14 protein-coding genes are annotated in these 11,081 nt (G+C 70.6%); 12 read left to right on the plus strand and 2 right to left on the minus strand.

Going from position 1 to position 11,081, the window contains the following annotated elements; translation table 11 throughout:
- Position 1 precedes the first annotated feature (1 nt).
- The 12 genes from ACLBX8_RS08320 (at position 2) to ACLBX8_RS08375 (ending at position 7,865) form a co-directional block, all read left to right on the plus strand.
- Positions 2 to 469, plus strand: a complete 468-nt coding sequence (locus ACLBX8_RS08320; RefSeq protein ID WP_447714941.1) for a hypothetical protein — start codon at positions 2 to 4, stop codon at positions 467 to 469.
- The gene (locus ACLBX8_RS08325; RefSeq protein ID WP_447714942.1) at positions 466 to 675 is read left to right on the plus strand and encodes a hypothetical protein; all 210 of its coding nucleotides are present in this window, start codon (positions 466 to 468) and stop codon (positions 673 to 675) included. Before ACLBX8_RS08320 ends, ACLBX8_RS08325 begins: the two co-directional genes overlap by 4 nt.
- On the plus strand, positions 672 to 1,937 hold the full coding sequence (locus ACLBX8_RS08330) for a phosphoadenosine phosphosulfate reductase domain-containing protein (protein WP_447714943.1): 1,266 nt from the start codon (positions 672 to 674) through the stop codon (positions 1,935 to 1,937). Before ACLBX8_RS08325 ends, ACLBX8_RS08330 begins: the two co-directional genes overlap by 4 nt.
- Positions 1,934 to 2,740 carry a hypothetical protein gene (locus tag ACLBX8_RS08335; RefSeq protein WP_447714944.1) on the plus strand — a complete coding sequence of 269 codons (807 nt, stop codon included), beginning with the start codon at positions 1,934 to 1,936 and terminating at the stop codon, positions 2,738 to 2,740. Before ACLBX8_RS08330 ends, ACLBX8_RS08335 begins: the two co-directional genes overlap by 4 nt.
- A gap of 4 nt (positions 2,741 to 2,744) precedes the next feature.
- The gene (locus ACLBX8_RS08340; protein WP_447714945.1) at positions 2,745 to 3,605 is read left to right on the plus strand and encodes a hypothetical protein; all 861 of its coding nucleotides are present in this window, start codon (positions 2,745 to 2,747) and stop codon (positions 3,603 to 3,605) included.
- Positions 3,598 to 3,936, plus strand: a complete 339-nt coding sequence (locus ACLBX8_RS08345; protein ID WP_447714946.1) for a hypothetical protein — start codon at positions 3,598 to 3,600, stop codon at positions 3,934 to 3,936. Before ACLBX8_RS08340 ends, ACLBX8_RS08345 begins: the two co-directional genes overlap by 8 nt.
- The gene (locus tag ACLBX8_RS08350; protein WP_447714947.1) at positions 3,929 to 4,780 is read left to right on the plus strand and encodes a hypothetical protein; all 852 of its coding nucleotides are present in this window, start codon (positions 3,929 to 3,931) and stop codon (positions 4,778 to 4,780) included. Before ACLBX8_RS08345 ends, ACLBX8_RS08350 begins: the two co-directional genes overlap by 8 nt.
- Entirely contained in the window at positions 4,777 to 5,313 is a 537-nt protein-coding gene (locus ACLBX8_RS08355; protein WP_447714948.1) for a DUF1643 domain-containing protein, read from the plus strand. Before ACLBX8_RS08350 ends, ACLBX8_RS08355 begins: the two co-directional genes overlap by 4 nt.
- On the plus strand, positions 5,310 to 5,981 hold the full coding sequence (locus tag ACLBX8_RS08360; RefSeq protein WP_447714949.1) for a hypothetical protein: 672 nt from the start codon (positions 5,310 to 5,312) through the stop codon (positions 5,979 to 5,981). The genes ACLBX8_RS08355 and ACLBX8_RS08360 overlap by 4 nt, the downstream gene beginning before the upstream one ends.
- The gene (locus ACLBX8_RS08365) at positions 5,978 to 6,454 is read left to right on the plus strand and encodes a hypothetical protein (protein WP_447714950.1); all 477 of its coding nucleotides are present in this window, start codon (positions 5,978 to 5,980) and stop codon (positions 6,452 to 6,454) included. Before ACLBX8_RS08360 ends, ACLBX8_RS08365 begins: the two co-directional genes overlap by 4 nt.
- Positions 6,451 to 6,810, plus strand: a complete 360-nt coding sequence (locus ACLBX8_RS08370; RefSeq protein ID WP_447714951.1) for a helix-turn-helix domain-containing protein — start codon at positions 6,451 to 6,453, stop codon at positions 6,808 to 6,810. Before ACLBX8_RS08365 ends, ACLBX8_RS08370 begins: the two co-directional genes overlap by 4 nt.
- A gap of 74 nt (positions 6,811 to 6,884) precedes the next feature.
- A complete protein-coding gene (locus tag ACLBX8_RS08375; RefSeq protein WP_447714952.1) occupies positions 6,885 to 7,865 on the plus strand; it encodes a tyrosine-type recombinase/integrase in 981 nt (326 codons plus the stop codon).
- A 624-nt stretch (positions 7,866 to 8,489) separates the two neighbouring features.
- On the opposite strand, the gene ACLBX8_RS08380 is transcribed toward ACLBX8_RS08375, so the two are convergent.
- Together ACLBX8_RS08380 and ACLBX8_RS08385 are read right to left on the minus strand one after the other, a co-directional pair.
- On the minus strand, positions 8,490 to 9,311 hold the full coding sequence (locus tag ACLBX8_RS08380; protein WP_427509048.1) for an oxidoreductase: 822 nt from the start codon (positions 9,309 to 9,311) through the stop codon (positions 8,490 to 8,492).
- A 328-nt stretch (positions 9,312 to 9,639) separates the two neighbouring features.
- Positions 9,640 to 11,046 (minus strand): MATE family efflux transporter, encoded by a 1,407-nt coding sequence (locus ACLBX8_RS08385; RefSeq protein WP_447714953.1) that lies wholly within the window; start codon positions 11,044 to 11,046, stop codon positions 9,640 to 9,642.
- Positions 11,047 to 11,081 lie beyond the last annotated feature (35 nt).

An 11,081-nucleotide genomic window follows, 5' to 3' on the forward strand; every position in this document is an offset into this window, starting at 1 on the left:
CATGGCGACCATCTTCTGCGCCGACTGCGGCACCGAATGCGCCCTCGTCGACGGCCGCGATGTTGACGCGCGCGACCCCGAGATTTCCGACGTGTGGGTCTGGGCCTGCCCGGTCTGCCCCGCATCGTGGGCGCACCAGACCAAGGACGGCGGCTGCGTCGGGCTCCCGGCCGGACAGGCGACGGTCAACGCCCGCGCGCTGCTGCGCCTCCAGGTGGTGGTGCCGCTCGTCCGGCAGGCGCCGCCGAACGAGCAGGTCCTTGCCGCATCCCGCGTCCGCGCCTTCCTCGCCGACCATCTGGATATGGCCGACCAGGAGGGGCTTCTCGCGCACCTCAACCTCGACCAACTCCGGCAGGCTTGGCGCGTCCTCCACGCCACGACCTACGACGACGTGCGGATCTGGGCTCAGCGGCACCGCGGCACGAAGCGGCGCGCCCCGGCGAGCGGCGAAGGGGTGGCGGCATGAACGCCCCCCTGATGATCGGCCTCGGCCTGGCGATCGCTCTCCTGCCGTCGCTTATGCTGATCGCACTCTGCACCATTGGCGCGCTGCGGCGGGACCGCCACCAGGGCGACGCCCGGCCGGCTGTCGACGACGAGGTCGCGCCAGTCACCGCCGGCCGCGCGGCGCTCGGCACCCTCGTCGCGGCGAACGATGCGAGGGCGGCATGAACGCGCCCGCACCGATCCTCCGCGGCTCGAAGCAGCACGACCTCTTCGCGCTGACGGCCGAGCGCCTGGTCTACGACGACGCTGTCGAGATGACCCTCGCCTCGCTCCAGGCCTACGGCCCGCAGCACGAGCACTGGGCCATGGCCTGGTCGGGTGGGAAGGACTCGACCGCGACGCTGACCCTGATTGTCCACCTGATCGAGGCCGGCCGGCTCGCGCCGCCGAAGACGCTGACCGTCTACTATGCCGACACCCGCCAGGAGCTGACGCCCCTCGCGATCGCCGCGGCCGACGTCATGGCGCGGCTCGCCCGCTTCCCGTGGATCCGGCTGCGAGTCGTCACTGCGCCGCTCGACCGCCGCTTCCTCGTCTACATCCTCGGCCGGGGCGTCCCGCCGCCGAACAACAACACGCTCCGCTGGTGCACCCGGCAAATCAAGATCGACCCAATGGCGGCCGCGATCGAGGCCGACCTCGCCGGCCTGCCCGAGACCGACACGGTGCTGACGATCACCGGCGTCCGCCAGGGGGAGAGCGCTATCCGCGACCGGCGGATCGAGATGAGCTGCTCGAAGGACGGCGCCGAGTGCGGCCAGGGCTGGTATCAGCAGGTCCTCCCCGACATGAAGGGCGTCCGCGGACGCCTCGCGACCCTCGCGCCGATCCTGCACTGGCGGGTCTGCAACGTCTGGGACTGGCTCCGGGTCTACGCGCCGATGCGCGCCTATGGTGGCTGGGCGACGGCGATGCTGGCCGACGCCTACGGTGGCGACGAGGCCGAGGAGGCGAACGCGCGCACCGGCTGCGTCGGCTGCCCGCTCGCCGCCCGGGACAAGGCCCTCGAGGCGGTCGTCGCCCTGCCGGCCTGGTCGTACCTCGCGCCGCTGCTCGGCCTGCGCCCAATCTACCGGGAACTGCGGCTCGCCCGGAACCGGCTGCGCCAGCCCGGCGGCGAGACCCGCAAAGACGGGACGCTGGTGCCGAACCAGCAGCGCATGGGGCCGATCACCCTGCCGGCGCGCCTCGACGCGCTCGATCGGATCCTCGCCATCCAGGCGGCCTGCAACGCCGAGGCTGACCGGCTCGGCCGGCCGCACGTCGACCTGCTTAACGCCGAGGAGGAGGCGCGCATCCGCGAGCTGATCGCCGCCGGCACCTGGCCGCAGCGGTGGACCGGCGACGAGCCGACCGCGGACGTGCCGCTCGATGCCGTCTTCTCGGATGGGTCGGTGCAACCCCTTCTCATCGGAGCGGACCTGTGACGCCGCGCGCCAACCCCTTCTCCGAGGCGGACCTCTGCGCCGCCTTCATCGCCGCCGCTACTGCCGCGCCGAAGCGGACCGACCATGCGCAGTGGGTCGCGTACCCCGAGACCGGCGGCTTCGACATCCTGCTGGTCCGGCAGACCGACGGCGCGCAGATCGGGATCGAGGCCAAGCTGGCGCTGAACCCGCTCGTGGTTTCGCAGGCACTGCCGAAGCGGCAGGAGTGGACGGCCGGCCTCGTCGGCCCGGATTACCGGGCGGTGCTGGTGCCGGCCGACAAGGTCCAGAACAGCCTCCCGGAGATCTGCGAGGCGCTCGGCGTCACGGTCATCCGGATGTACGCCGATCCGCCCGGCGAGGAGCGGCGCTATGGGCCGGCGTTCGGACCGAGCCTGCCGCACGAGAGCTTCTGGGGATCCGATGCCCGGAACTGGTTCGAGTGGGCGCCGCTCACCCGGATCAAGCTGCCGGACTACATCCCGGACGTGGTCGCGGGTGCCTCGGCGCCGGTCGCGCTCACGGCCTGGAAGGTGAAGGCGATCCGGCTGTCGGTGCTGCTCGACGAGCGGCCGGTGACCCGCGCCGATTTCAAGCACCTCCAGCTCGCGCCGACGAACTGGCTCAGCCCGGGCGGCTGGCTTGAGCGCACACCCGTTGGCTGGGTCCGCGGGCCGAAGACCCCCGACTTCAAGGTCCAGCATCCCCGGAACTACGGCGAGATCGCCGCCGACCGCGAGCGCTGGGCGCCCAAGGCTCCAGCCCTTCTCGCACCGTCCCCGTCCCTCACCGCCGCGGAGTAGCAGCATGGCCGAGACACCCTTCGTGCCCCCGACGAGCACCGCCTACTCGCCCGTCTTCACCCTCGTCCGCGACTGGCTCGGGCTCGCCGGGCTTGGGGCCGACGCTCCCGTCCTGGACTCGCTTGCCCGGAACATCGCGGCCGACATGTGCAACCGCGACCTCGCTCCCGCTGCCTACGGAGACAAGCGGCGGCCGTACTACACCCACGCCTGCGCCGGGGTGGAGGGCATGTCCGCGACCCTGCACCTCCGCGACGGATCGCTGGAGCTCGTCTTCAAGGACGAGGAGTTGGATCTCATCAACGAAGAGGGTCGCGACCTCTACGTGGCGCGCCTCGCGGCCTCGGAGGTCCTCGCGCTCCGCCAGTGGCTGATCGACTTCCTGCCGGCGTCCGAGGCCGAGATCAGCGCTGGGCATGGCGTGGCGCCGCCCGTGAGCGTCGTCGTTCCCGCGCCTGGAAGCGAGGAACGGCACTTCTGGATGGAGGCGGCCGAGCAGCACGGCTTCGAGGAGATCAGCGAGGAGCAGCTGCCGTATCTCGCTCTCCCAGCCTACTGCTCGAATGAGGAGGGGCTGCTGACGCTCATGGCCGCGGCCCGCGAGCAGGGGCGGAAGGACGTGCTCGACGCCCTCGCGACGGGGAGCGCAGCCGTCGCCGAGCCGAAGGCGGATCGGGAGGCCCTGCAGAAGGCGCTGACCGAGATCACGGACGCGGCCGACAAGCTGATCCTCTCGCTGCCGGGCCACTGGCACGACGATGCGACCATCGAGTTGACCGATGCAGCCGCCGACGCGCGGGCGGCCCTCTCCGCCGCGGCGCAGGACGACCTCTACGACGTCACGACGGAGGCCGCCCGTGGCTGACCGGCGCATCTACCCCGAAGCCGCGGCCGAGCGGCTGAAGAAGCACGCGGGCCAGCCCTACCGGCCGAGCAACGGCTCCGAGGGCGAGTACTTCGCGGCGGTCTGGTGCTCCGGCTGCTCGCGTCGCCACGGCTTCGCTGGCCAGGGCTGCATGATCTTCGTCGCCTCCATGGCGCACGGCATCAACGAGCCGGGCTACCCGGAGGAGTGGCAGTACGGCGCCGACGGTCAGCCCGGGTGCACGGGCTTCCGCGACGCCACCGTGCGGGCCCGGGTCGCGCGCTGCGGCTGGACCGCTGATCTCTTCTCTTTGGAGGCACCCCGTGGCTGACCGTCCCATCCTGTTCAGCGCGCCGATGGTGCAGGCCCTGCTCCGCGAGGCGCGCCAGACCGGCACCGGCAAGACGCAGACGCGGCGGGTTCTGAAGCACCGCGACGCCAGCATCCAAGCTGGTATCGTTCAGGGCTCGCCGCGCGCGTCCATCTTCGACGGCTGGTGTTGCTTCGAGCATCCGCTGTTCGGGCCGGGCACGAGCGTCCGCTTGCCCTACGCGGTCGGCGACCGGCTGTGGGTGAAGGAGACGTGGCAGACTGGATCCGGCAGCCTCGGCCCGCAGATCGCCTACCGCGCGACCGGCGACTGCCACGACATCGAAGCCTGGGATGGCGAGGACGAGGGCGCCGGGCCGTCGTTCAACTATGAGCGCTGCCCGGGCGCGAAGTGGCACACGTGGCTGCCGGATCTGCTGAGCGGCGCCGAGGGCATCTGGCGGCCGTCGCTGTTCATGCCGCGCTGGGCCTCGCGCCTCACGCTCCTGGTGACGGACGTCCGGGTCGAGCGCCTGCAGGACATCAGCGAGGGGGATGCGGCCGCGGAGGGCGCCACCCTGAGGCCGCGCGCATACCGCGGTGGCGATGGCTGGTGCATGGATTGGTCACCCGTCGGCAGGCCGAGCCGGTGGGCTGCCGACGGCAAGACGCTCTCCGAGGAGGACATTTGCTTCTCCGACCCGCGGAGCGCGTTCGGCAGCTTCATCAACGAGCTGCACGACCCGCGCTGGAACCTGAAGGGCGACGGTCTCTGGGGTGAGAACCCGTGGATTTGTGCGGTGAGCTTCACCGTCCACGCGCGCAACATCGACCAGCTCGCGCCGATCGCCGAGGCCGCGGAATGAGCGCCGTCATCTCGCCCTGCGGCCTGTACCGCTACCGGCTCGAGCGCAGCATCGGCGGCTTCCTGGCCGGACCGTCCGTGGCCTGGATCATGGTCAACCCGTCGACGGCCGACGCCGACACCGACGACGCGACGATCCGGAAGGTGGTCGGCTTCTCCGAGCGATTGGGGTTCGGCCACATCGTCGTCGGCAACCTGTTCGCTTTCCGCGCCACCGACATCCGGGCGCTGCGGACCACTGCCGACCCGATCGGCCCGTCCGGCGGCGACCACCTGCGGGCCATCATGCGCGGCGCCGAGAAGGTGATCGTGGCCTGGGGACCGTGCGCGAAGCTCCCGCGCTGGCTCCGCAATCGATGGATGGAGGTCGCGGGCATCGCGGAGGCGAACCTGATCCCGCTGTGGTGCCTCGGCACAGCGCAGGACGGCCACCCGCTGCACCCGCTGATGCTCGGCTACGAGCGGCGGCTCAGCATCTGGGAGCGACCCGACGCTATCCGGCCGACCGAGGACACGAGCGGGAGGGCAGCGTGAGCGCGATCTGCGACGACTGCGGCAAGCCGTTCGACAACGGCGGCGAGCCCTTCATGCTCACCTGCGAAGAGTGCATGCGCGCCGAGGGCGCCCGGCTCGCCGAGGAGGCAGCCAACTTCCGCAACCCAACCCCGCCGCCGATTCCGGTCCGGGGCGGCTACTATCTCACCGAGTGCGGGCATTGCGGCTGGATCGGTTCGTCCGAGCAGTGTCTGCCGAGCGACGAGGACGTGGTGTGCCCCGTCTGCTGCTCGGGCGGGTGCGAGGATGAGCCCAGCGAGAAGGACACCGAGGCCCACGGCGAGGCCGTCATGCAGCGGATCCTCGCCGCCGAGTCCGCGCGGGACCGTCTGCTGATCGCCTTCCACGACGCGATCCGACGTCCGCTCGGCGTGACGCCGGACAGCGGGGCCGAGCTCTACGACCAGCGGATGGCGGACGAGGCGGAGGCGCGGCGGGCTGCGCAGGCTTCACCGAAGCCCGCCGGCTCCGCGTGGCCGTCCGGCTGCATCAAGCCCGGATCCTGCTCCCGCCATCGGCAGTGCATGTACGCGGGCTCGGTCGAGCAGTGCCGGCACTTCGGCCAAGACCTGACCCGAGAGGTCGAGGCTGCGACGCGCGAGCGCGAATGGGCCGCTGCCGGCCCGCAGCGAGGGATCCGACCATGAGCCGCCGCTACGCCGCCGACACATCCGTCCCGATGGACCGCAGCATCTCCGAGATCCGGACCACCGTCCGGCGCTACGGCGCCAGCGAGTTCGCGCACATGGAGAGCGACACGCAGGCCGCGATCCACTTCACCATGCGCGGCCGGCGGATCCTGTTCCGGCTCGCGATGCCGGATCCGAAGGCCGGCGAGTTCACGAAGACCGAGACGGGCCGCGACCGGTCCGCGTCGGCTGCCGAGGCCGCGTGGGAGCAGGCCTGCCGCTCGCGCTGGCGGGCGCTCGCCCTGGTCATCAAGGCGAAGCTGGAGGCCGTCGAGGTCGGCATCGTGGTGTTCGAGGACGAGTTCCTCGCCAACACAGTCCCGCCCGGCGCGAGCGTCACCTTCGGCGAGGCTGTCCGAGAAGACATGCGCCTCGCCCATGAGAAGCGCGAACTTACGCCGCTGCTGCCGTACCTGGGAGGAGGGGAATGACCGAACGTCTGCCGGTGCCGAGCCGCCTCGCAGCGGCGTTCGATGGGCGCACGACGCTCACCCTCCAGGAGACCGCGTCCGCCCTGGAGATGGACCAGAAGACGCTCCGCCGCGAGGTCGACCGGGGGCGGATCAAATACGTGTTGCGGGGGACCGGGGAGAAGCGGAAGCTCCGCCGGTTCCTGCTCAGCGACCTGCTCGATTACCTCCACGACGAGAGGCGTTCGGAATGTCCCTCTATAAGCGTCCCGACGCGTCGGCCTACTGGTGCGAGTTTTGGATCGAAGGTGACCGATATCGCCTCTCTACGGGCCAGACTGAGCGGCGTGCCGCGCAGCTCACCGAAAAGCAGCTGAAGGCCGACGCCAAGGCGAACAGGGCGGCGGTCAAGAAGCAGCGGCAGGAGTGGGGCGGGAAGGAGCCGCCGACGATGGCGGTGCTGGTCGCGCTCTACTGGGAAGAGGTCGGCAAGCACCATGCTGTCCCGGCGACGACGTGGCGGTCCCTGGAGTGGATCATGGACCACTTCGGCGAGGACACCCTGCTCACCGAGATCACCGGCCAGAAGATCGCCCAGATGGTCGCGCGGCGGCGCGGGATCCGGGTCGTGCGGGACAAGGACTCGCGCCGGCTGCGAGAGATCCCCAGCGACACGGTCCAGAACGCGACGGTGAACCGGTACGCGGTCGACCCGCTCCGCAAGCTGTTCCTGCGCGCCCGGGACGTCTGGGGCTACCCGGTGATGTCACCGAAGTGGGGCGATTTCCGCCTGCGCGAGCCGGAGGAGCGCGTCCGCGAGGCCAGCGTCGACGAGGAGAAGCGGATCATCGAGGCGCTCGGCCCCGATTACGGCCGGCTCTTCCGGTTCATGATCGCCACCGGGTGCCGGGCACAAGGCGCGCTGCTGACCTGGGCTCAGGTCGACCGGCTGAGCATGCTCGTCCGCATCAAGAACAAGGGCAAGGACGGGCAAGCCCGGTTCTATACGATGCCGCTCACCCCGCGGCAGCTCGCGATCATCGACGAGGCCGTTGGCCACCACCCGACGCACGTCTTCACCTATGCCGAGGCGCGTCCCGGCAAGGGGCCGGACGGCGAGCCGCTCGAACCGAAGCGCCACCCGATCACCGACAACGGGTTCAAGTCGCACTGGCGGCGGCACGTCCGCGAGGCCGGGATCGCGGAGGGGTTCCGCCGGCACGACACCCGGCACACCATGGGCACGCGGCTGGTCCGAGCGACCGGGAACCTCAAGCTCACCCAGAAGCAGCTCGGGCACTCCCGCATCGAGACGACGATGCGCTACGCCCACGTTCTGGTCGAGGATATCCGGACCGGCGTCGAGGCGATGGAAGAGGCCCAGATCGCAAAGAACAACCACGTTTCCCACCCACGGCGGGCGCGGAAGTAAGATAAAGCACTGGAAATATAAGCTTTATTTAGATCGGACCGAGTTCTGGGGGACTAGGGGTCGTGGGTTCGAATCCCGCCACTCCGACCATTCAAGCCTTTGGGCAACAAGGCTCTGTCCTGGAACGATCGCTGGTCAGTCCGCGAGCAAAGGCGGAACGCGCGGTTCACGTGGGCACTATGGACCACCAGAGCCACCCACGGTCTGTTCTCGGTCGGTGCATTCTTGGCGGCGCAGGGTCGCCGAAGCCCATGGCCTCGAACCCGACCGTCTCGGCGCTTCACGAGGCCGCCGAGCTCTCTGACGAAGCGATCGACTTGGATCCCCAGCAGCGCGGCCGGCGGCGGAGGCGCGCCTCCCCGACTTTCAGCGCCCGCAGGTAGGCGCGGCCGTCCAGGCTTCGCCCTGCCTCGGCCAGATCGGATCATCCCACCACACGTCGACGAAGCGGTGCGGAACTGCGGGTGCTGTCGGTGTGCCTGGTGAGAACTCCCTTCCGCGCTGCCCAAACTCGCCATCGCGCGACGCAGCGCGGAGGGTCAGGATCGACGGCGCTGGCGCCCGGCCGATCTCAACCCCTGCACGCCGACACGCGCCGCATCCGCGACCTCTCCGGACTCGTCATCACGGGACCTGCGGGAGGCGCATCTCCTTGCGGAAGCTCTTGTCGAAGGCGGTGGCCGGCACGAAGCGGCGCAGCAGGCTGACCTGCCTCGCCTTGGGGCCCGCCGTGTAACGGCGCTTCGGGCTCGTCGCGGTGGCGGCTTCGACGATGACCTTCGCCACGACCTCGGGCGCATCGGCGGACTTCATGACCTCGCTCAGGAACCGGTCCCGACCGGCGCGCTCCGCCTCGTAGATGCCGAGCGGCGCGTCGGGGCGCACGAGGTTCCGGTCGAAGGCCGTCCGGGTGAAGGCGGGCTCGACGAGCACGATCCGGATCCCTTGCCCACGAACCTCGTGGTCCAGCGACTCGGAGTAGCCTTCGACGGCGTGCTTGCTGGCGCCGTAGAGCGCCATGTAGGGGGCCGGGATCAGGCCCTGGACAGAGCTGACGTTGACGATCCGGCCGCCCTTCTGCGCGCGCATCAGGGGAAGCACGGCGCGGGTCGTCCGGATGACGCCGAACAGGTTCACGTCGAACATGGCCTGAGCCTGCGAGACCGACGATTCCTCGGCCGCGCCGCTGATGCCGAAGCCGGCGTTGTTCACGAGGAGGTCGATCCTCCCCGTCTCGCCGAAGACGGTCTCGACCATCTCAGTGACCGATCTCTCATCGGTGACGTCACAGACGATGGTGGCCATCCCGCCGTCCACGGCCGGAGACGCCCTCCGGCTGGTCCCGAATACGCGGTAGCCCGCAGCCTGAAGGGCCTTCGCCGTTTCCAGCCCGATGCCGGACGAGGCGCCTGTGACCACCGCGGTCTTAATGCTGCCCTTGCTCATATCGCCCTCCGATCCACGCGGCACCTTGCCCGCTGCGACCCAATATAAATTATGATCATCATTTTTGAAAGCAAGCCAGATCCGAGGGCCTCGCCAATCCGGCCCAGGGTCTCGGAGGATTCATCGGCGATCTCCGTCATGGATCGCGAGCGCGGGCCGGTCGGTTCGAGGATCCTGCCGAACTGCTCCTCGGGTGCTCCCAGCACCGTCGCCTGGAGATGGGCGGGCGCCCCGGTCATCCCGAAGGAGACGCGGCCCCGGGACGCGGACGCCGTTCGCCTCGGAGGCGCCGGCACCCATCGGCCTCGTCCGCGTCGCAGGCCCCGTCTCAGCGTCCCGAATTGGCGGCCGCCGTGAGGCTTGGCGGAACAGGGGATGTGCTCGGCGCGGGCTCCGCCAGGAACATCCGGCCGGTCGCGAAGGCGGCCGCGTTGACGAGGCCCATGGCGAAGAAGCCGGCCGAGAGGGCGACGAACATCCCGACCAAGCCCAGCCCGAGCCTCGCCGCGATCCAGGCTCCCCCCAGGGCCACGGCCATCCGAAGGACGCTCGCGGCGAGCGGCCAGCCGACACGCCCGGCCCCCTGGGCCGCGAAGTAGAGGGCGAGGCCGGCCCCGAAGAATCCGTAGAACGGTCCGACGACGCGCAGGTAGGTCGAGCCGGTGGCGAGCATCGCCGGATCGTGCCCGAACAGGCTGAGCCACCCGGCAGGATGGAGGGCGGCCGTGAGGCCGATGGCCTCCGTCAGGACACCCGCCACGAGGGCGCCGGTCAGCGCGGCCTGACGGGCGCGTGCGTGCATCCCGGCCCCGAGGGCGGTCCCGACGAGGGCGGCGATCGGCGAGCCGAGCCCGAACACCAGGGGGACCAGTAGGTACTCCAGCCTCGCGCCGGTCCCGTACCCCGCCACTGCCGCCGGTCCCGCCGTCCCGACGAAGCCGGTCGCGGCGATGACGGTGACGTTGGAGGTCATGCTGGCGATGCCGGAGAGCAGGCCGACGCGCAGGATCTCGCGGGACGGCGCCCAGGTCAGCCTCGGCGGGCGAGGGCTCGGGCGCAGGACACCCCGGCCGGACCAGATGTAGGCGGCGAAGAGGGTGGCGCCGACGGCGTAGTAGGCGGCGAAGGCGACACCGCCGCCCACGACCCCGAGGCGGGGGAACGGTCCCCAACCGAAGATCAGCGCGGGCGAGAGCGGGATCAGCAGGACGGCCCCGGCGCAGGTGACGCCGGCCGGGAGCGCCATGTTGCCGGTCCCGCGGATCACCGCCGCCAGCGCGTTGAACAGCCAGATCAGGATCGCCGCGCCGAACACGACGGTCGCGTAGGCCGTCGCGGCGCTGAGCGAGGCACCCGTACCGCCCATCGCCGCGTAGAGGCGCGGTCCCAGGGTCAAGGCGAGCAGGCTGGTCACCGCGCCGAGGCCGAGGCCGATGGCGGCGGCGTGCCACGCGAGCAGACCCGCCGCGTCCTGCCGACCGGCGCCCAGGGTGCGCGAGACCGCCGACTGGATGCCGCCGCCCATGCCGCCCGCGGACAGCATCTGGACGAGCATGACCACCGGGAAGACGAGCGCCATTCCGGCGAGGGCGTCGGTGCCGAGCTCGGCGACGAAGTAGGTCTCGATCAGGCCGATGGAGGTCTGGACGACCATGACCGCGACATTCGGCACGGCCATCCGGGCCAGCGTCGGCAGGAGAGGGGCCGTCAGCAGTCGGCGCGTCCTGATGTCCATGAAGGCTTCCTCGTCCGTGACAGCTTCGGCGGCCG

Source organism: Methylobacterium sp. D48H, from assembly GCF_053345715.1.